The organism is Vibrio penaeicida, from assembly GCF_030689305.1.
GTDB lineage: Bacteria > Pseudomonadota > Gammaproteobacteria > Enterobacterales > Vibrionaceae > Vibrio > Vibrio penaeicida_B.
The window spans coordinates 18,577-39,472 of sequence record NZ_JAUYVM010000020.1 but is presented as its reverse complement, the minus strand read 5'-3'; the positions used below and the strand labels follow the sequence as shown (position 1 = coordinate 39,472).

The following is a 20,896-nucleotide window of genomic DNA, read 5'->3' as shown; positions in this document are numbered from 1 at the left end:
TCAAAAGTCATATTTTTATAAATATGACTACTAGATCATGTAATTTTCAGAATAGAGAGGCGTTTTTTATCGCGGAAAAAGGGATATTCGATATGGAGAAACACCATAAAAAAAGGAGCCAATGGCTCCTTTCAATTATGTAGAAGTATCTTTTTGATCATTTTACGTTTTTTTGAGGACGTCTTTGATCTTGTCTTCGGCGCGGAGCGGTTCGACCACTAAGGGGAGGAACTTTTTCCTTGCCTGCTATCTTATTTTGTAAAGACATCATGAGTTCAGCTTCAGCTTTAGGTAACTCGCACTCTTCAATAAGTTCGTTTATACCAGCACCCAGTTGAACCATCTTGCTCGCTCGGGTGTACAATCGACCATCATTATCAGTATGCTCAATCTCGGTAATACGCTCGTTTAAGTGCTGAATGATATCCTGCTGCTCTGCCACTTTCTGCCCAAGCCCGACCATTACGGATCTTACTTCAAGCAATTGTTTGTTCGTCTTTTGAAGCTCTTTCTCTAAAGTTCGAACCTGTTGGCGTTGCTGATCTACTTTCTGACGACCGCTTTTTCGAATTCTGAGGAAAAACGATACCAGTAACAAGGCAACTAAAACGGATCCACCTGCTACAAAAGGTAAAACAGAATACAACTCGTCGCTCATTATAGGTGAGCCATTTCTTCCCATTCTTCATCAGAAAGAAGCTTGTTCAAATCAACCAAGATTAGAAGCTTACCATCACGGTTGCTCACACCTTGGATAAATTTAGCACTTTCGTCAGTACCAACACTTGGAGTAGTGTCGATTTCAGAAGAACGTAGGTAAACAACTTCAGCCACGCTATCGACAAGAATACCGATAACCTGACGCTCAGATTCGATAACAATAATACGAGTATTGTCTGTAATCTCACCTTGCATTAAACCAAAACGCGAACGAGTGTCGATAACGGTAACAACGTTACCACGCAAATTGATAATACCTAAAACGTAATCTGGTGCACCTGGAACAGGAGCAATTTCCGTATAGCGTAAAACTTCACGAACTTGCATTACGTTAATACCGTAAGTCTCATCTTCTAGCTGAAACGTTACCCATTGCAGAACCTCGTCGTTAACTTGGTCTTTTCTTACTTCTACTTCATTAGCTTGAGACATGTTTTATCCTCATCTGTGTCGCTACCGACAATTCTACTACTAACTGTCTAATGCTTTGACATCCAGCCCGGCATTGAGCATGGAAACTAACTCTTCTACATGAATTAAAGCACACATTTTCTCTTTAACCATGCCTGCCAACCAAGGTCGCTTACCTGCGCTTTCACGCCAACGAACCTTTTCCGGCTCTAACCACTCGGTACCCATCAATTGATTGGCAGCGAGCCCCCAATGGCTTTCGCCCAGCATTACAATATATTCATAATTCTCACGATGAGAATTATCAACCAGTTTTTCCGACATAACCCACCTAGCTGTATCGACAACATCAAGCTGTTCTTTACGGCTTGTTTGTAAACCCAAATACCAATCAGGTCGACCAATCAGGTGATTCAATTCTTCGTTCTTGCGATGAATCCCGCCTAGTTCATCTAGCGGCACCGCAAAAGTCACGTTATTTACATCAAAGTAGAGCACTTGGAACGCTTCATGCCTTGCGACTGTGTTCCAAGTATCCTCTGAACCGCCACCTGTTTCAGTTTGAGCCTCAACTTCGGTTGCTACTTCAACCTCTGGCTCTTCGACCTTATCTTCAACAATAGGTCTCTGTACCTCAGGTGCACTCTCAACTTTGGCAATTTCAGGCTCATCGACATTTATCTCTGGCTCGTCAACAGTCCACTCTTGAATTTCGTCTGGCTCAAACTGAGTGGCAACCTCTTCAACAGCGGTTTTATCAACAACTGCAATCTCAGGTTCTTCAACGCTAAGTGTCGCAATCTCGACTGTGTTTTGACCGATTAATTCGTCAATTTCCGGCTCATCAGCAATATTGGTCGATTCGAGTTGGCTCAACAAACGTTGAACATCTTCCAAATCCGGCGCTTCAAATTCGTTGTATACCGTTTCAGTATAGGACGGAATAGGCTCAGGTTGTACTTCAGGTTGGGGGTCGAGGTCAAAACTCTCTTGCTCCGACCCCAATCCTTCAGGCAACTGGGCTGTTGACGTTGATTCTACAGAATACTCTGAAGGTTCAGAAAGCGGTATATCATCCTCAGATGCGACATCGTCAGTAAAATCAATTTCCGGCGTGTCTACATTTACAGGGTCTGTTGGATTGACCGATTCTACAGACGTATCCTCTGTCACCCTTTTTTTGGCATCAAGTGCTTCTGCTTCCGCAGACAACAACAACCCCTCTTCATCAAGAAGCGAGGTAAAATATTCATCTAAAGCCTGTTCGCTAGAAAGCACTGAATCTTTAATCATCGAAAGCTAACCTCTCGAGATAAAGTAATAGCTGCTTATAGGCAAAAACGCCACGACTACCTGATGCAAAGTGTGAGGCTGGAAGGTGTTTTAAACTCGCATCTCTAAATTTTGTATCAATAGGGATAGCTGAAGGCCATACCTGATTTGGATAACCTTTCTTTAGCTGCGTTAATGTCTGCAATGAGGCGTTAGTGCGTTTATCATACATCGTAGGAACGATTGTGGTTTTGAATGGATCCGGGCGCGACTTCTGCATAATCGCCAATGTGCGAACCATTCTCTCTAGCCCTTTCATGGCGAGGAATTCGGTTTGAACTGGAATTAATATTCTATCACTTGCCGCAAGCGCATTAACCATCATCACACCAAGAATAGGTGGACAGTCTATAAGCACATAGTCATATTCATCTTGAACAGATACTAGCGCTTTCTTCAGAATCAGCCCCATCCCACTTCGGTTACCCATAACCCGATCCAATGTTGCTAACGACATATGTGCTGGAATAATATCGATATTTTCGATATCCGTACCTAAGATCAAGGCTTGGACAGTCGACTTTTCAATTTGTCGTAACTGAAAAAGATCAAACAAACTCGAGGGGACTTCATCAGAGTCGTAACCCAAATAAGTTGTTAACGATCCATGCGGATCGGTGTCAACCAGTAGCACTCGGTGACCTTGTTTGCTTAACAGCCCTGCAAGAGTAACCGTTGTAGTGGTTTTCCCCACTCCACCCTTTTGGTTAGCAACGCTCCAAACTACCACATTGGCTCCTTAAGATAGTCCAACTTCGACCAGAATACGCTCTGCAATTCGATCCAGAGGCAAATCTTCTGTCGATAAGCCCGCTTTTGCCACAGCTTGTGGCATGCCGTATACAACACAGCTCTCTTCATCTTGTGCCCAAATGGTCGCACCTGCAGTTTTAAGCATCCGCGCGCCTTCACGCCCGTCGGCCCCCATCCCCGTCAGTACCATAGACAGCACTTTGTCTTGATAGATTTTTGCTGCAGAGCCGAACGTTACGTCCACACAAGGCTTGTAGTTCATCCGCTCACCACCATCTATAATCCGCAGTTTCGCAGATCCTGGGCGACCATCGATCATCATCTGCTTACCGCCAGGCGCAAGATACGCACAGCCAGCCTTTAAGACGTCTCCATCTTCTGCTTCTTTCACCTGGATCTTACATAAAGAATCTAAACGAGCGGCGAATGCAGCAGTAAAAGTAGCTGGCATATGCTGAATGAGAACAATCGGGTGCGGATAGTGACCAGGTAATTTGGTCAGAATCTTCTGTAGCGCGACAGGTCCTCCCGTAGAGGTGCCAATCGCTGTAATTTGATATTTCTTACCCGTTGCTCGAAATTTGGCACTCACCGGACGACTGCGTTCCTGTATCGGAGCTGGGGTCGATCTTTGCAATGCAGAAGCCCCAGGACGTACAGGTGCGCGCGTAGTCGCGCTAGTTGAAATGCTACTTTCGGATACGCCACCAATTGGACGACGCATAAACGCACGTTTACGCGATATTTCTTGTACGCGCTGCTGCAATAAAGTTACAGCTTCATCGCGATTACGAGCGATATCTTCGAATTTCTTAGGAAGAAAATCCAAAGCCCCAGCATCAAGTGCATCTAGAGTAGCCTTGGCACCATCATGTGTAAGCGAAGAAAACATCAAAATTGGCGTAGGTTGCGCCTTCATGATTTCACGAACTGCCGTGATGCCGTCCATGACAGGCATCTCGATGTCCATTGTGATTACATCTGGCTTTATTTTGATGGCTTTTTCAACAGCTTCTTTACCATTGACGGCCATATCCACTACTTCTAGGCGCGGATCTGAGTTGATAATTTCACTTACGCGTCTGCGAAAAAAGCTCGAATCATCAACTACTAATACTCTTACCGCCATATTATCCCTTCAATTAAATATGCGAGCGAGTGGCATATTTCTTCAATAAGTTTGGTACATCTAGAATCAATGCAATATGACCATCACTGGTAATTGTTGCACCAGCCATACCTGGTGTACCTTGCAATAATTCATCGAGTGGTTTGATAACCACTTCTTCTTGACCTATCAAAGAGTCCACGACAAACCCAACACGTTGACTGCCCAATTGAACAATAACAACATGCCCATGGTTTGATTTTTTCTGTCCATCAGAGCTACTTGGAACAAGCCAATGCTGAAGGTAGAACAGTGGAATCGATTTTTCTCGAACAATGATCGTAAGTTGACCATCAACGGTGTTAGTTTTGCTCAAATCTAGATGGAATATCTCATTTACACTTGCTAATGGCAGTGCGAATGGTTGTCCAGACACGCCCACCATAAGTGTCGGCAGAATGGCTAAGGTTAACGGAACCTTGATAGTGATCTTGGTGCCTTTACCCATTTCTGAGTCGATATCGATAGACCCGTTCAAGGTATTGATCGCAGTTTTTACCACGTCCATACCTACACCACGTCCTGAAATATCCGAGATTTCTGTTTTGGTCGAAAATCCTGGCATGAAGATGAGGTTGTAACACTCTTTCGGAGACAATCGACCCGCTGCATCTGCATCCATCAAACCGCGATCAACAGCAATGCTTCTGAGTTTGTCGGCATTCATGCCGCCACCATCATCAACAATACTAAGTTCAATATGATCACCTTCCTGCGAGGCAGAAAGTATCACTTTACCTGTACGCGATTTACCATTTTCGACACGGACATCTGGCATTTCTATACCATGGTCAACCGAGTTGCGAACCAGGTGAATCAATGGATCTGCTAGTGCTTCAACCAAGTTTTTGTCTAGGTCGGTCTCTTCGCCACGCATTTCAAGAACAATATCTTTCTTCAAGGTACGTGCTATATCACGTACAACTCGAGGGAAACGCCCGAATACTTTCTTGATAGGCTGCATTCGAGTTTTCATTACCGCACCTTGGAGGTCTGCAGTAACAACATCTAAGTTAGCGACAGCTTTCGACATTTCTTCGTCGTTGCTATTCAAACCTAAGCTAACCAATCGGTTACGAACCAATACAAGTTCACCAACCATGTTCATGATGTCATCCAAAGTTGATGTATCAACACGAACGGTTGCGTCAGCTTGCGGTTTCTTCGTTTCTTTTGCCGGTGTCTGTGCTTTCGCTGGCGCGGCTGGTTTTGCTGCGGCAGGCTTCTCAGCAGGTTTAGGTGCTGGTTTAGCGACAGGTTTCGGCTCAGCTTTTGGAGCTGGTGCTGGTGTCGGTACTGCGGCAGCCGGAGCTACTGGGTTTGTTGCAGCTTCAAGTTCTTCCGGAGATGGACCTTTACCAGAACCATGAAGTTGATCAAGCAAGTTCTCAAATTCATCGTCTGTCATTAAGTCTCCACCAATACCAGCAGAAGGCGCTGCTGGCGCAGGTGCAGCTGGTGTGACAGGAGCAGAGGCTGGAGAATCAGATGCACCACCTGTAGTAGGGCTACCACCTGAACCATGAAGTTCATCGAGAAGTTTTTCAAACTCATCATCGGTAATGTCATCACCTCCAGATGCTATATCAGCAGCTGGAGTTGGGGCTGGTGCCGGCGTACTACTTGAAGCTGATGGTGAACCTTTACCATGCAATTCATCAAGCAAAGCTTCAAACTCATCTTGAGTTATTTCATCAATTGACCCTGCATCGGTGGAATCACTTGAAACAGCTGCAGCAGGCGTTTCCACTACAGATTCAGGAGCCGCGATGGGAGCAGGCTCTTCAGTAACAGGGGCAGCTTCATCGGCACTTTCAGGTTTACACAAGCGATGAAGTTCTTCGATCAATACTGGGTCTGCAGGTGTGAGCGGCTGTCTCTCTTGAACGGCTTCAAACATGATGTTCACTGCATCAAGTGCTTGCAGAATGGTATCCATTAGCTCAGCACTTACAGAGCGCTGACCATTACGTAAAATGTCGAAGATATTCTCCGCGCCGTGACAAACGTCTACCAGCTCGGTAAGAGCCAAAAACCCAGCACCGCCTTTTACGGTGTGGAAACCACGGAATATTGCATTCAACAGATCTTTATCATCTGGATTATTTTCCAGTTCTATTAACTGCTCTGAAAGCAGCTCCAGGATCTCACCAGCCTCGACCAAAAAGTCCTGTAGAATATCTTCGTCTAATTCGTAACTCATATATAACCCCTAGAAGCCAAGACTCGACAGCAAGTCATCAACATCGTCTTGTGAAGCGACAGCGTCTTCACGCTCGTGAGCGTTAATAATTGGGCCTTCTGCTTCGGCACCATTCTTCGCTTTGTCCTCTTCGTGCTCGTCTGTTTGTTGCTCAACACCAAAGGCCGTCAAAATTTCGACAAGTCGGTCTTCTACCTCACGAACTAAGGTAATGACACGCCTAATGATTTGTCCAGTAAGGTCTTGAAAGTCCTGAGCCATAAGAATTTCCGTTAATTGGCTTCTTAACTCAGAGCTATCCCCTTCTACCTGGGTCATCAGTTCATCGATTCGATGGCAAAGAGATTTAAACTCATCCAGCTCAATACGCCCGTTCATAAGTCGGTTCCATTGAGGGCGAACCAGCATTAGATGTTCATGCAAGTTGTCAGCCATTGGAAGAGAACGTTCGACCGCGTCCATAGTTTTATTTGCAGCGGTTTCCGTTTTTTCTATCACATACTCTAGACGACCTCTCGCATCAGGGATTTCATCTGTAGCGATTTCATTCATTCGCTGATCGACTTTGAATTGCGTTAAAGAATCGTGCAATTCGCGAGTCAATGTTCCAATTTCATGGATCACTGGATTCTCGATAGTCTTTGAAATGGATTTGACGAGATCGTTAGCTTCTTCTTGCTTGTCGCTTTCCAACAAGCTAACCAACTCTTTCGCTTGCTCTAAAGAAATCATTCTACTTTTGCCCTTTCAACGCCTCTGTATGTGTGTTTGTTATAAGCGTAATAATGGCTTTACAAACGCTCGAAGATTTTATCTAGTTTTTCTTTCAGCGTTGCAGCAGTAAAAGGTTTGACGATGTAACCGTTAACTCCTGCCTGTGCTGCTTCGATAATTTGCTCGCGCTTGGCTTCAGCAGTAATCATCAAAACAGGAAGGTGCTTAAGCTCATCATCAGCTCGGATATTCTTAAGCAGGTCAATGCCTTGCATTCCAGGCATATTCCAATCAGTTACGACGAAGTCAAATTCGCCTTTCTTGAGCATCGGTAAAGCGGTAAGACCATCATCAGCTTCCTGAGTGTTATTGAAACCCAGGTCACGAAGTAGGTTCTTAACAATACGGCGCATTGTTGAAAAGTCGTCAACAATGAGGATCTTCATGTTTTTATTCAAAATTGCCTCCACTGAGGTCGAAGTCAGTGTTATTACTCATTAAGTGTCCACGCACTAAGCTTAGCTCGTAAACGTTGCATAGATTGGCTATGTATTTGACTAACGCGAGATTCGCTGACATCTAATACTTCCCCAATTTCTTTTAAATTTAGCTCTTCATCGTAATAAAGCGAGAGAACTAGGGCTTCCCTTTCAGGAAGAGTTTTAATAGCTTCAATAAGGGCATGTCGGAAAGATTCGTCTGCTACCCCTTTGAATGGTAGGTTATCTTCGGACGCTTCGTGTGGAGATATTGCATCTTCTGACACACCAAGGTCTTCAATTCCTACCAGTCGTGAACAGTTTATATCAGTTAGCGCATTATGGTACTGTTCTAGCGACATATTTAAGTGTTTGGCTACTTCTGCATCAGTTGGATCACGGTTTAATTGTGATTCTAGCTCATTTATCGCCTGACTGATGCTTCGATTGTTCTTATGTACCGATCTTGGTACCCAGTCACCACGTCGCATTTCATCTAACATAGCGCCGCGAATCCTAATACCAGCATAGGTTTCAAAGCTTGCGCCCTTACTTCCATCGTAGTTTTGCTGAGCTTCAATTAACCCTATCATTCCTGCTTGAATCAAATCATCCACCAATACACTAGGTGGTAATCGACCAATGAGATGATGGGCAATTCGCTTTACAAGATCGGAATAACGCTCCAAGAAAGCCGATTGGCTTCCTGGGTTACCAAATTGATCGTATGTCAGCGCCTTAGTCACCAAAAGGCTCTCCTGCTACTTCTCTGTTATTAAGTAAGCGTTCAACAAAAAACTCTAAATGTCCACTCGGAGTTTTAGGAATTGGCCAAGTTAATGCTTTGTTTGCTAACGAACTGATAGCCAATGCAGCCGGAGAACGCGGAAATGCGTCCACCACAATCTTCTGCTTTTTCACCGCTTGACGTACTTTATCATCAAGAGGGATACAAGCGACGAGCTCGATACTAACATTTAGAAATCGTTCTGTGACCAAGGTCAACTTTGCAAACAATTCTCGCCCTTCACGGTAACTTCTTACCATATTGGCTACAATTTTAAAGCGTTGAACCTGATGTTCACGACTTAATAGTTTAATCAATGCATAGGCATCTGTAATGGATGTAGGCTCATCACACACCACAATCAAGACATCTTGAGCTGCACGTGAAAAACTTACGACCATATCTGAAATACCTGCCGCGGTATCAATCAGAAGCACATCCATATCTTCTTCAAGAGAACCGAAAGCACGAATTAAACCAGCATGTTGGGCTGGTGACAACTCTGTCATGCTTTGAGTACCCGAAGTGGCTGGAATAATTTTAACGCCAAAAGGTCCTTCAACCATGGCGTCTTTTAGCTCGCATTCTCCAGCCAATACATGCCCTAGGTTTCTTTTTGGCCGAATACCTAGCATTACGTCAACGTTGGCTAATCCGAGATCAGCATCCAACACTACAACTTTTTTGCCTTGACGCGCCATTGAAAGTGCTAAACCAAGTGTGACATTTGTTTTACCAACACCGCCTTTACCGCCAGTAACCGAAATTACTTTAGTAAGAGTTGGTTGCGTTAAGCGACGGAGGCCGCTGGCTTGATCTTGTATCATATTTTTATTCATAGTAGTCCGCCGCTTAAAGTCCTTCCGATTCACTATTCCAATAGTGAGGTTCATCTTCCGCTGACTTCTCTAGCAACTCATTTGCTTTTGCAAGCATATACTTAGGTTGAGCTATCACAATATCCTCTGGCACCCTCTGCCCATTGGCAATGTAAGCCACAGGGATGGCATTTTGAATAACCACGCTGATAACCTCTCCTAAGCTCAGGGATTCATCTAACTTGGTCAAAATACAACCAGAAAGAGGGATCCGTTTAAAATGGTCGATGGTTTCTTGCAGCACTTTTCGCTGTGCTGTTGTAGGTAAAACGAGATAGCTGCTAATAACTTCACCGCTTTCCTGCATCAGAGTATCTAGCTGTTCGGAAAGTCGTACATCTCTCTGTCCCATACCAGCTGTGTCAATTAAGATAAGCCTTCGATTTCTAAGCTGATATATGACTTCGGCAAGTTGCTCAGAATCTTTAGCAACTCTTACCGGACAGCCCATAATTCGACCATAAATCGACAGTTGTTCGTGTGCACCGATACGATAGGTGTCTGTTGTCACCAACGCAACGTTATCGGCGCCGTACTCCATAGCAGCTCGCGCTGCCAGTTTTGCTACAGTTGTTGTCTTACCTACACCTGTAGGTCCGAGCAAAGCAACAACGCCACCGCGCTTTAAAATATCTTCACGGGGAATGGTAACTTGATCTGAAATCAGACCTAACAATGCTTTCCAAGCGTGCACAGGTGGGGTGTCTTCAGGGATGTAGCATGCCATTTGATCTGCAAGCTCTTGAGAAACTCCCATTCGCTCCAATCGCTTTATTAACATGGCTCTTAGAGGCTCACGACGTTCTACCTCTTGCCACATTAACCCGGACACTTGATGCTCAAGTAGACGACGAATAGACGTCATTTCTTCACGCATGTTCTCCAGTTCTTCTGGATTTCCACTGTCGCGCGTATTTCGTTCACCTTTGTCGTAGCGAGTAGGATCTAACTTAGGCGTACGCCTTTCGGTAGTAGAGTCATCTTTGAGTAATCGAGACAACCCTGACTCTTCAGCAAGTGAGCGTCCAGACGTCCCCATACCTGAAGGAGCGGAAGAACGACGGCGATCGTAGGGTTCTGAGTCTTTGTTTGAAGATTGACGCTTTAACAGCGCTTCCAACGAATCTGCTTCTGTGCTTTTTTCTGAGTCAGCTTCTTGGCTGTACTGCTTGAGCATATTGGCAAAGCGGCGTGTCATTGAACCGCTCCCCTCGCCTATGCTGACTTTGTCATCTTTTAGTTCTCTTCTCGTCGACGACATTTGTGAATAGTCGTTTGAGCTACGAGAAGCGCTAGAATCTTTATTTCCATTTTTTGCCGCACTGTCACCGTCGATCGCTGCGACAATTTCGACGCCGCCAGTCACTCGCTTGTTAGACATGATCACAGCATCCGATCCAAGTTCCTCTTTAACTTGAAGCAGCGCACCGCGCATATCTTTGGCAAAAAATCGTTTAATTTTCAAAATCGCTTTCCAAATCTAACAATGTTTAGTTTCCGACGGCCTGAACAATTCTAATTTGCTTTTCATCCGGTATTTCCTGATAGGAAAGCACCCTTAGGTTCGGGATGGTGTTCTTCACAAATTTTGCGAGTGTTGTTCTTAATACACCTGATGTCAGTAGTACTGCTGGCTCACCCTTGAGCTCTTGGTCATGTGTGGCTTGGCTCAATGAGGATTGCAATCGCTCTGCTAACCCCGGCTCAATGCCTGCCGACTCTCCACCTGACGCCTGCATAGTTTGATGCAATATTTGTTCCAATTCAGGAATCAAAGTTATTACTGGCAACTCTGGCTCTATCCCATTGATTTCCTGAACGATTAGGCGTTTCAGAGAAATTCGAACCGCAGCGGTAAGTATGTCGGGTTCTTGACTCTTTGATGAATACTCGGACAGAGTTTGAACAATGGTACGAATATCTCGGATAGGAATGGCTTCATTAAGCAAGTTTTGTAGCACTTTAACCACCACACCAAGTTGAAGCTGGTCCGGTACAAAATTCTCGACCAATTTCGGTGCATTTCTTCCCAGCATTTCCAATAGATTTTGGACTTCTTCATGACCAATTAACTGCGAAGCATTGTTTGTGAGTAGCTGGCTCAAGTGAGTCGCAAGTACGGTTGACGAATCGACAACGGTATAACCTAGAGCCTGAGCGGTTTCTTTCTGATCGTCTTTCACCCATACGGCTTCTAGACCAAATGCAGGGTCAATGGTGGCTTCACCCTCTACGACACCATAAACTTGACCTGGGTTAATCGCCAACTCTTGATCGGCACGAATTTCGGCTTCTCCCACTGCCACGCCCATTAACGTTATGCGGTAACTGTTTGGCGGCAGTTCGAGATTATCGCGAATGTGTACAGCTGGTATGAGGAAACCAAAATCTTGTGATAGCTTTTTACGGACACCTTTTACACGCTCAAGCAGTTCTCCACCTTGGTCTCGATCAACTAGCGGAATCAGGCGATAACCAACTTCTAACCCTATAACATCAACTGGCTGAACGTCGTCCCACGACAGCTCTTTCTGAGAAACAGGCTCAGCCTCTTGTTTCGCTGGCGTTTTCGGCTTGTTCGCTTCATCTTTTTGTTTTTTGCTAATGTAGTAAGCACCACCTCCTGCGATGATAGCCAACAATAGGAAGGCAAAGTGAGGCATTCCAGGTACTATACCCATAACCCCTAAAATGCCCGCTGTGATCATTAGCGCCTTGGGGTTATCGAACATCTGGAACACCATTTGTTGTCCCATATCTTCGTCAGTATTTTGGCGAGTCACCATTATTGCTGCGCCAATCGAGAGCAAGAGTGACGGCAATTGAGCGACCAAACCGTCACCAATAGTGAGCAATGTGTAGATTTGAACCGCATCGCCAAAATTCACATCATGCTGGATCATACCGATGGAGAGACCACCGATGATGTTGATAAACAGGATCAAAATACCAGCAATGGCATCCCCTTTTACAAACTTTGAGGCACCATCCATCGAACCATAGAAGTCAGCTTCTTTGGTCACTTCAAAGCGCCGAGTTCTGGCTTGCTCCTGATCGATAAGCCCTGCGTTCAAATCGGCGTCAATCGCCATTTGTTTACCTGGTAATGCATCCAAAGTAAATCGAGCACTTACTTCTGAAATTCGCCCTGCACCTTTGGTGACAACCATGAAGTTAATGATCATCAAAATAAGGAAGACAACCAAACCAACAGCGTAGTTACCCCCAATAACAACGTTACCAAAGGCTTCGATTACGTTACCTGCCGCGCCTGGTCCTTCGTGACCATAGAGCAAAACAACACGAGTAGACGCCACGTTGAGCGCAAGCCTCATAAGAGTCGCGACCAGCAGGACCGTAGGAAACGCCGCAAAATCAAGAGGGCGACGAGTGTATACCGTCACTAACAAAACGACCATTGCGAGCGCAATATTGAACGTGAACATTAAATCCAGCAGAAACGGAGGCATGGGCAACACAATCATCGCGAGTGTCGCGAGGACCAGTACCGGAGCCCCTATTGCGGGCATTGCCCGATTACTCATATTGGGCAGTTTTTCTGCAAATGGCAGGTTCAATTTCATAAGAAGCTAAATAGAAGATTTATAAGTTAAAACGCAAGGTGAAGGCTATTATGCAAATTCCAGTCCATTTGAATAGTCAAAAATTTGTCTTATCGATAGATAGTGAGAGTATTGAGTTATCAATGTCTTAAGTCTGGTGGAATCGGCATGTTCTTCTCTTTTAGTGTAGGGCGTTCTCCGCCTCGTTTTCGGAACTGCTTCAACTGGAATACATACGCAAGTACTTGAGCCACCGCCGTAAATAAACCGTCAGGAATTTGTTGTTCCAACTCAGTTGAATGATAGAGTGCGCGAGCAAGCGGCGGCGCGGGGACAACGTAAATATCGTGCTCTCTGGCGATTTCTCGAATTTTTAACGCGATATGATCGGTACCTTTTGCGACCACAATTGGCGCTTTGTCGGTTTTTTGGTTGTAGCGAAGCGCAACAGAGAAGTGTTCAGGGTTGGTAATAATCACGTCGGCCTGTGGAACGTCTGCCATCATCCGACGCTGCGCCATTTCACGCTGAAGCATTCTAATGCGCCCTTTCACCTCTGGCTTGCCTTCCGTCTCCTTGAATTCGTCTTTCACTTCCTGCTTGGTCATTTTTAACTGATTCGCGTGCTGCCAAATTTGGAAAGGAATATCGATGGCAACCACGACCAACAATGAACAGCTAATGAGCAACGTAAAGTTAAGCAGGATATCCAATGCGTGGAATATGTTGGCTGGGAACAAGTCTAAGCTAAGCTGAAACAGGTCTTTACGAGACGCTTGTATCAGGTAAAACGCAACACCCGCGACCAGCAGCACTTTCAAGATTGATTTAATCAGTTCAACCCAGCTCTGCATACCGACCATTCGTTTTAGACCACTAAGTGGGTTCATTTTAGAAGCTTTTGGCATCGCAGCTTCAACAGAAAAGCTGATCCCCCCTACTCCAGCAGCACCGGCTAAGGCTGCCACAAAAAGAGTAATCAAAATCAAAAGAAGAGGAAGAATCAGGTAAACCATGGCTCCGAAGATGATCTCGATGAGCTTTCCAAAGTCATAAATTTCTTCTCGGCTCAAAGAGAATAGGCGTGACATCACCGTGAACAGCCCTCTTGCGAGAGATTCACCAAACCACATTAGCGCCACAGACCCAATCACTAAAACAGACACGGAAGCAAGTTCCTTAGAGCGGGCAACTTGCCCTTTTTCTCTCGCCTGTTTTAGCCGCCTGGGCGTGGCGTCTTCTGTGCGTTCCTGACCGTCGGATTCTGCCAAAAAAGCCTCCTAGTGCTTATTGACCTAACAATTCATATCGATAAGGCGGCATATTTGCCCACGTCCTTCGAGCCAAATCAAGTCGTAGTGGGTAAACAACCCAGCGATGATATACCAACAAATCAACAAACCGACTAACAAGGCAAACGCAAAACCGAGCGAGAATATGTTCAATTGGGGCGCTGCCCTTGTCATTACTCCGAATGACAAATTAATGGTAAGTAGAGCGATAATACCCGACAACGACATGCTCAGCGCCATTTTAAACATAGTACCAAACCACAAAGCGAGCTCTCGGTAATCAACCGAATTCAACGCCCCTTGTCCGATAGGTAAAGCGGTAAAACTCATAACAACCAATTGGATCATTTGCAGGTGACCATCGGTCGATAAGAAAAACATGGTCGCCAAAAACATAAATAGCTGGCCAAGTAAGGGCGTATTTTGTCCGTTTGCTGGATCTACCATAGACGCAAAACCCAAACTGGATTGCATGCCTAGGATTTGACCCAGTACAACAAACGTTTGCAGCATAAATTGGGTAACGGTTCCCATGGCAATACCAATCACCAACTGCTCAAACGTCGTTAAAAAGCCTTGAAACGACAATAGCTCTATATCTTCAGGAACAGCGGGGATAGCGGGCATTACCGAAAACGTAATGGCAAGACCTAGATACAAACGGATCCGGGTAGATACAAATCTTGCCCCCGTCACGGTCATGACCATTAACATCGCTGAAATCCGGCTATAAGGCCAGAAGTAGTTAGCTATCCAGTCGAGAATGATGTCTGCAGAAAACTCCATACCCGCCTCTAATGCAGAACAGTTGGCATGCGTTCAATCAGCTCGAAGAAAAACTCCATCAGCATACGTGTCATCCAATGCCCGAATAACATCAAAGCCAAGAGCGTAACAACTAGCCTAGGAAGAAAACTCAGTGTTTGTTCGTTGATGGACGTAGCCGCTTGGAAAATGGCAACAACCAAACCAATAATAAGGCTGGGAATAATGATGGCGCATACCATGACCAGAACCAACCAAAGTGATTCTCGGAACAGGTCAACGAACATTTCAGGAGTCATACATTCCCTCCGCTATATTGCAAAACTGCCAGCTAAGGTGGATAAGATGAGATTCCAGCCATCAACCAACACAAATAGCATGAGTTTAAAGGGCAAAGAAACGATCATCGGAGAAAGCATCATCATACCCATGGCCATTAATACAGAGGCAACCACCAAGTCGATGACCAAAAATGGCAAAAAGAGCATAAAACCGATCTGAAACGCGGTCTTCAACTCCGACGTTATAAATGCAGGGATAAGAATACTCATCGGCACGTCTTCGGGGTTATTTACCTGAGCCCCTGAGATATTGACGAATGTTTCCAAATCTTTAACACGCGTCTGCTTAAGCATGAAATCCTTCATAGGCACTTGCGCAAAGTTAAACGCATCACGAGCGGTTATTTGTTCGTTTACGTATGGCTGAATGGCTTCATTATTTACTCGATCTATTACAGGGGACATGATGAAGAAGGTGAGAAAAATGGCAATACCAATAATCACCTGATTAGACGGCGTTTGTTGCAACCCCATAGCCTGACGCAATATCGACATCACCACGACAATTCGGGTAAACGACGTCATCAAAATCACCATTGCAGGCAAGAAGCCCAGCAATGTCATTAAGGCCAAGACTTGTAAGTTTATCGAGTAATCTTCGGTGCCATCAGGGTTCGTAGTTACCGTTATCGCTGGAATACCACTTCCGGGAGCACCACCTGAGATAAACGCACTTGAAGAGCCTGTTGCAGTCTGTGATTCTGCCACCGCAATATTTTGCGAACCTACCGCATTGGTAGGAATGGTACTCGCCAATTCTTCCTGCGCTGCCACCGAGGTTGAATGACATAAAAACAGAAACGCTGCCAGTAAGGCAGCGATAAAATTATTTTTTTTCATCTTTTTTCAATAACTGACTAAGTTGTTGGGCGAAGGGTGCCGACACGGGTTGTGCGTCTTCGACAGGCTTGTCCAGTTTAGAAACTAAATTGATAGAGTTTGCGGTGATACCTACGAGAAACTGCTCTTCTCCAGCCTGCACAATCACTAACCGTTCTTTTGTTCCAACAGGTAACTGGCGAACTATTCTTAGCCCATCTTGCCCCATCATACTGGGCAAACGCATTCGCTTTAATGCCCATGCCAATACGAAAATAATGGCGATAACAAACAGCAAAGACCCCAGTGTCGCAGCCATATCTAACTGACCAGCACTGGAGGCCAATGCTGGCGCAGGTAGAAACAACCACCAGCCAAAGAGTTTTTTCATGGCTACCTAAGTTTCTTAATTCGTTCAGTTTGGCTAATAACGTCGGTTAGACGAATACCAAACTTGTCGTTCACCACAACGACTTCACCGTGCGCGATCAATGTTCCATTAACCAGTACATCCAGTGACTCACCAGCGACTCGGTCCAATTCAACAACCGAGCCTTGGTTCAGTTGTAATAAGTTACGAATGCTGATTTGTGAACGCCCAACTTCCATCGAAATTGTGACGGGAATATCCATGATGGTGTCGAGTTTACGACGCTCATCTTCAGAAATCGGAGCTGGCTCGTTAGACAATTCTTCAAGGGGAGCCGCTTCAACATCATCATCGCCACCAGATGCTAACGGGTCTTCGCCTAATGCAGCGGCCCATTCATCTGCCAGTTTTTGATCTTCGTTTGGATCCATACTCAATCACCTACTCATTTGTTTCTGGCGAGATTTCTTCAAACTCATCGCCACTATCTAGTTCTGATTCCATGTCATTGCCAAGGAATACCAAATCGGATTTAACCACATCTGGACGCTTAATTTTTTCAGAGACCTGCACAGCCAATTTATCACCGGAGCGACCCATTTTAACTCGGTATGTTGGCAGTTCTTCTACAAACATGGTTGCGTTCTCAGGCATCTCAATTGGGATAATGTCGCCAGGTCTTAGTTCCATCAAGTCGCGAAGGGAAATATCCCGCTCTAACAAGTTCACTCGGAAATTGACGGGAACATCCATAATTTCTTCTTTGAGCGCCGAGCTCCAACGTACGTCAGTTTCCATCTTATCGGATTGAACACCAGCATCTAAGAGCTCACGTATCGGTTCAACCATGGAGTAAGGCATTACGACATGAAAATCACCGCCTCCACCATCCACTTCTATATGGAAACTGCTCACAACGATCACCTCTGTCGGGCTCACGATATTCGCCATACTTGGGTTTACTTCTGAATCCAAATACTCAAATTCAACGCCCATAACAGGTGACCACGCTTCTTGATAATCTGCAAATACGATTTTCAGAAGCAGTTGGATAATTCGACGTTCCGTCGGTGTAAACTCTCGCCCTTCGATCCGAGCATGGAAGCGACCATCACCACCAAAGAAGTTTTCCACCAAAATAAAGACTAATCGCGCTTCCATGGTAATAAGCGCTGTACCTTTAAGCGGTCTAAAACGCACCATGTTCAAACTGGTTGGTACATAGAGGGTGTTTTGGTATTCACCAAACTTCACCATTTGCACACCGTTAATCGATACCTCTGCGGTTTTCCGCAGCATGTTAAACAAACTTATTCGAAGGTGCCGAGCAAAGCGCTCATTGATGAGCTCCAAGGTCGGCATTCGACCACGAACAATTCTGTCTTGAGACGAAAAATCATAGTCGGACGTGTTCTCTGGGGACCCACCACCGGCATCAAGATCATCATCATCTCCGTCATCTACATCATCTACACCATGCAGTAACGCATCAATCTCATCTTGGCTTAATAAGTCTGTCACAGGATACCTATTGCATTACGAAGTCAGTAAACAGCACTTTCTCAATGACAGGCTGCCCTACTAGCTGACTCAAAGCAGCTTTAATGTCGTCAGTTGCCTGATCACGTAGCTGCCCACGACCTAAAGGAGTACGAAGTTGCTCAGCAGTAGCGACTCCAAACGTAGAAAGAAGGGTACTTTCAATCAGCGGAGAATGGTGTTTTGCCGTTCCCTCGTTTTCGCTCCCTCTCACCATAATTTGGACTTTGATTTGAACCAATCTGTCTTTCTTATCCCCTGTAACGTTAAATACAAACGGCTGTGGGATATTGACATAAGAAGCGGGCTCATTCGTGGGAACTGCTGCTTCTTCTGCTGCTGGAGCTTCTTCTGCAGGATCGGATCCCATCAAGAAAAAGGCTGCGCCACCGCCACCAGCAAGTAAAACGACTACCGCTATGATGATGATCAGGAGCTTGCTTTTTCCTTTGGGCGCTTCTGTGTCTTGTTGTTCTTCTGCCATAAACGTCTCGGTTAAATAGAAGGTTAAGTTATAATGTTAAGCGTAAAAACTGATTCCATCACGGTTTGGTTTCACATCAACGTTAACTTCGAGCGATTCGTCACCCTCTGAGCCAAATTCGCTATCAATGCCATCGCCATCTTTACCTTTTCCGGAACCCTGCCCCGCAACATACTGACTTTGTTGCTGTTGTCCTGCATTTTGCTGCTGAACGGACGTATCTGCAAGCTGTAAACCTTGTTGAGACAACATTTCTCTCAATCTGGGCATTGCTTGTTCAACAATGTCTCGGGTTTGTTGGTTCGCAACCGTAAATTGAACCGACGCAATGTCGTTATTCATCGTCATACGAATTTGCATTCGCCCTAGCTCTGGCGGGTCTAACCGAATATCGACATTTTTGAGGTTTTTAGACAGCATCATCTGCACACGTTCGGCGAGCTGATCCCCTGCCGCCGCCCCGTCTCGAGACAACTGCAGCGGTGATTGCTGAGTGGCCGCTACGGCTTGCCCCTCTGCTTTAGCTTGTGCACTGGTTAAGCCCTGTTGCGACGCGACACCAGCGAGTTGTTGGGAAAGGTCAGCTTTTTCGCCATGACCATTTTCATTGCCTTTCGCCAGTTTAGTCGCACCTAAAACAGCTGCACTTCCGGCTACAGAAGCTGCTGCCACATTACTGGTTTGGGTCGCTGCACCAGCCGTCATGCTTTGTGCAATCATCTGCTGGTTCATTGCCGTGGCATTGATTTCTTGTGGCATTATTTGTGTTGCGGAAGCCGCCGCCATTCTATCGGCTGGCAACGGAGTCGACGTTGGATTTGCTAAATGGGCAGCAAGAGCTGCGCTAGCGGCCATTTTGGCATTATTGGTAGACTCTATCGCGCCTTTCGCCGCCTGCAATTCCGCTTTGCTCATCTCTGCAGATGTTGTTGTCCACATTGGCTCGGTGTATTGACCTTGAAGTTGTTCAGAAGCCGCCAGTGGTTGCCCATCAAACGATGTCTCAGAAGCTACCTGATTTGCGATAACTCCGGCTCCAACGGCACTGGCTTGAGCACCTTTCAAGTCAACTTGTTGAGTATCTGAAAACGTTGTAGCAAGCTTCGTATCAGAATCCATCGCTGACTGAGTCACTGTATTTTGTGTCCAGTCAATCAGTGCGTCTTGAGGGCTTTGGTTAGAGTGTTTCAAACCGTTTTGACTGACTGTGCTATTAGCGGTTGCTGCACCTGCAGGCAGCGCACCTTCACCACTTAGCTCGGAAGTGCCTTGGGCTATTCCAGCTTGCCCAGTCTTCTGTAGTGACTCGGCTCCAATTTGTACTCCATCAACAGAGGTGTTTGAAACTGCTCCAGCTGATGTTTGTGCGATTTGACCTTGGTTGGCGACAATCATGCCTCCAGAAGCTATGCCTCCAGAAACGGCGACCGCGCCTTTCACAAAGTCACCGCTTGTTTCATCTGTCACTTGCGGAGACGTAAGCTTACTCGTTTCTGCTGATGCTTTATCAAAAGTAGCCGAGCCTACTCCATTAGAAGCGTCGACATTAGACTGTTGAAGGTATTTGGATTTTGCGTCAGCTATATCTTGTTCAGAAACAGCCTTTTCTTTTAATGGCTGGCCTGTCGCCCCTGCGACAACCGCAGAATCTTGTGGCAACTTGTTGCCATTGGCGTCGATGTATTCAGCTGAATTAGCGTCGGTTAGTATGTCTTTTGTTTTTAAGGCTTTATTTGAATCGTCGAGCCGACCAAGCAAGTCATTCCCCTCAGTCATAGTTTGGTCAACGTTTTGTTTTTTAGCGTTTTTCACGTCGCCAGCTACGTCTGAGCTTTCCTCAGAACTGGATAGAAGCTTGTCGACAGATTCTTCTCCACCGGCTTCATCTGCCGCGGCGGCAACCTTTGACGATTCAGAGCCTTTGCCTTCAACATTCTCTGTACCTAGCTCCCCCTTGGTTTTGCTAGATTCTTCTGAACCATCTACTTTAATTTTTTTACTTGATTCTGCGGACTCAGGCTCAGAGGAAAAGACAGATTTGAGTGCGTTAAGAAACCCTCCTGATTCACTTTCTTTTGCAGAATCAGTAGATTGGTTGGATTTCCCCAGCAAATAGGACTTGCTTCCGGATTCGTTCACTGACAGAGGATTTTGGCTCATAAACACACTCTCTATGCGTTGGTTCACTCTTGTGACCAACTGCGTCACGATTAACAGTCGACTTTCGGCGATTCAATTCAGTTTTTATAAGTCAGAAAGTTTGCAAAAAATGAGCCAA

At 45.5% G+C, this 20,896-nt stretch carries 21 protein-coding genes; all 21 read right to left on the bottom strand.

Annotated features, from left to right (window positions below; all coding sequences use genetic code 11):
• Positions 1–157: 157 nt before the first annotated feature.
• Positions 158–658, bottom strand: a complete 501-nt coding sequence (locus tag Q8W40_RS23560) for a DUF2802 domain-containing protein (RefSeq protein ID WP_305400739.1) — start codon at positions 656–658, stop codon at positions 158–160.
• Positions 658–1,152, bottom strand: a complete 495-nt coding sequence (locus tag Q8W40_RS23555; protein WP_004407897.1) for a chemotaxis protein CheW — start codon at positions 1,150–1,152, stop codon at positions 658–660. The genes Q8W40_RS23560 and Q8W40_RS23555 overlap by 1 nt, the downstream gene beginning before the upstream one ends.
• A 39-nt stretch (positions 1,153–1,191) precedes the next feature.
• Positions 1,192–2,424 (bottom strand): chemotaxis protein CheW, encoded by a 1,233-nt coding sequence (locus Q8W40_RS23550; protein WP_305400729.1) that lies wholly within the window; start codon positions 2,422–2,424, stop codon positions 1,192–1,194.
• Positions 2,417–3,193: a ParA family protein gene (locus Q8W40_RS23545; RefSeq protein ID WP_305400727.1), complete on the bottom strand. Its 777-nt coding sequence runs from the start codon at positions 3,191–3,193 to the stop codon at positions 2,417–2,419. Before Q8W40_RS23545 ends, Q8W40_RS23550 begins: the two co-directional genes overlap by 8 nt.
• A gap of 9 nt (positions 3,194–3,202) precedes the next feature.
• The gene (locus Q8W40_RS23540; protein WP_305400725.1) at positions 3,203–4,345 is read right to left on the bottom strand and encodes a protein-glutamate methylesterase/protein-glutamine glutaminase; all 1,143 of its coding nucleotides are present in this window, start codon (positions 4,343–4,345) and stop codon (positions 3,203–3,205) included.
• A gap of 13 nt (positions 4,346–4,358) precedes the next feature.
• On the bottom strand, positions 4,359–6,587 hold the full coding sequence (locus Q8W40_RS23535; RefSeq protein WP_305400724.1) for a chemotaxis protein CheA: 2,229 nt from the start codon (positions 6,585–6,587) through the stop codon (positions 4,359–4,361).
• A 9-nt stretch (positions 6,588–6,596) separates the two neighbouring features.
• Entirely contained in the window at positions 6,597–7,319 is a 723-nt protein-coding gene (locus Q8W40_RS23530) for a protein phosphatase CheZ (RefSeq protein WP_305400722.1), read from the bottom strand.
• Between the two features lie 59 nt (positions 7,320–7,378).
• A complete protein-coding gene (cheY, locus tag Q8W40_RS23525; RefSeq protein ID WP_000697871.1) occupies positions 7,379–7,747 on the bottom strand; it encodes a chemotaxis response regulator CheY in 369 nt (122 codons plus the stop codon).
• 44 nt (positions 7,748–7,791) lie between these two features.
• Positions 7,792–8,526, bottom strand: a complete 735-nt coding sequence (locus Q8W40_RS23520) for an RNA polymerase sigma factor FliA (RefSeq protein ID WP_104402269.1) — start codon at positions 8,524–8,526, stop codon at positions 7,792–7,794.
• Positions 8,519–9,406 (bottom strand): MinD/ParA family protein, encoded by an 888-nt coding sequence (locus Q8W40_RS23515; protein WP_305400721.1) that lies wholly within the window; start codon positions 9,404–9,406, stop codon positions 8,519–8,521. Before Q8W40_RS23515 ends, Q8W40_RS23520 begins: the two co-directional genes overlap by 8 nt.
• A gap of 13 nt (positions 9,407–9,419) precedes the next feature.
• Positions 9,420–10,910: a flagellar biosynthesis protein FlhF gene (gene flhF, locus Q8W40_RS23510; RefSeq protein WP_305400720.1), complete on the bottom strand. Its 1,491-nt coding sequence runs from the start codon at positions 10,908–10,910 to the stop codon at positions 9,420–9,422.
• A 25-nt stretch (positions 10,911–10,935) separates the two neighbouring features.
• Positions 10,936–13,029, bottom strand: a complete 2,094-nt coding sequence (gene flhA / locus Q8W40_RS23505; RefSeq protein WP_305400719.1) for a flagellar biosynthesis protein FlhA — start codon at positions 13,027–13,029, stop codon at positions 10,936–10,938.
• A gap of 119 nt (positions 13,030–13,148) precedes the next feature.
• Positions 13,149–14,279 (bottom strand): flagellar biosynthesis protein FlhB, encoded by a 1,131-nt coding sequence (gene flhB / locus Q8W40_RS23500; RefSeq protein WP_305400716.1) that lies wholly within the window; start codon positions 14,277–14,279, stop codon positions 13,149–13,151.
• A 24-nt stretch (positions 14,280–14,303) separates the two neighbouring features.
• Positions 14,304–15,086: a flagellar biosynthetic protein FliR gene (gene fliR / locus Q8W40_RS23495; protein ID WP_305400714.1), complete on the bottom strand. Its 783-nt coding sequence runs from the start codon at positions 15,084–15,086 to the stop codon at positions 14,304–14,306.
• 8 nt (positions 15,087–15,094) lie between these two features.
• Positions 15,095–15,364: a flagellar biosynthesis protein FliQ gene (fliQ, locus tag Q8W40_RS23490; protein WP_101112817.1), complete on the bottom strand. Its 270-nt coding sequence runs from the start codon at positions 15,362–15,364 to the stop codon at positions 15,095–15,097.
• A 12-nt stretch (positions 15,365–15,376) separates the two neighbouring features.
• Positions 15,377–16,246, bottom strand: a complete 870-nt coding sequence (fliP, locus tag Q8W40_RS23485) for a flagellar type III secretion system pore protein FliP (RefSeq protein ID WP_305400710.1) — start codon at positions 16,244–16,246, stop codon at positions 15,377–15,379.
• Positions 16,233–16,616 carry a flagellar biosynthetic protein FliO gene (gene fliO / locus Q8W40_RS23480; RefSeq protein WP_305400707.1) on the bottom strand — a complete coding sequence of 128 codons (384 nt, stop codon included), beginning with the start codon at positions 16,614–16,616 and terminating at the stop codon, positions 16,233–16,235. The genes fliP and fliO overlap by 14 nt, the downstream gene beginning before the upstream one ends.
• A gap of 2 nt (positions 16,617–16,618) precedes the next feature.
• Positions 16,619–17,026: a flagellar motor switch protein FliN gene (gene fliN, locus Q8W40_RS23475; RefSeq protein WP_101112822.1), complete on the bottom strand. Its 408-nt coding sequence runs from the start codon at positions 17,024–17,026 to the stop codon at positions 16,619–16,621.
• 10 nt (positions 17,027–17,036) lie between these two features.
• On the bottom strand, positions 17,037–18,116 hold the full coding sequence (gene fliM / locus Q8W40_RS23470) for a flagellar motor switch protein FliM (protein WP_101112824.1): 1,080 nt from the start codon (positions 18,114–18,116) through the stop codon (positions 17,037–17,039).
• A 7-nt stretch (positions 18,117–18,123) separates the two neighbouring features.
• Entirely contained in the window at positions 18,124–18,618 is a 495-nt protein-coding gene (gene fliL / locus Q8W40_RS23465) for a flagellar basal body-associated protein FliL (protein ID WP_305400702.1), read from the bottom strand.
• A 36-nt stretch (positions 18,619–18,654) separates the two neighbouring features.
• Complete coding sequence (locus tag Q8W40_RS23460; protein WP_305400699.1) at positions 18,655–20,778, bottom strand: flagellar hook-length control protein FliK; 2,124 nt, start codon at positions 20,776–20,778, stop codon at positions 18,655–18,657.
• Between the last annotated feature and the right edge of the window lie 118 nt (positions 20,779–20,896).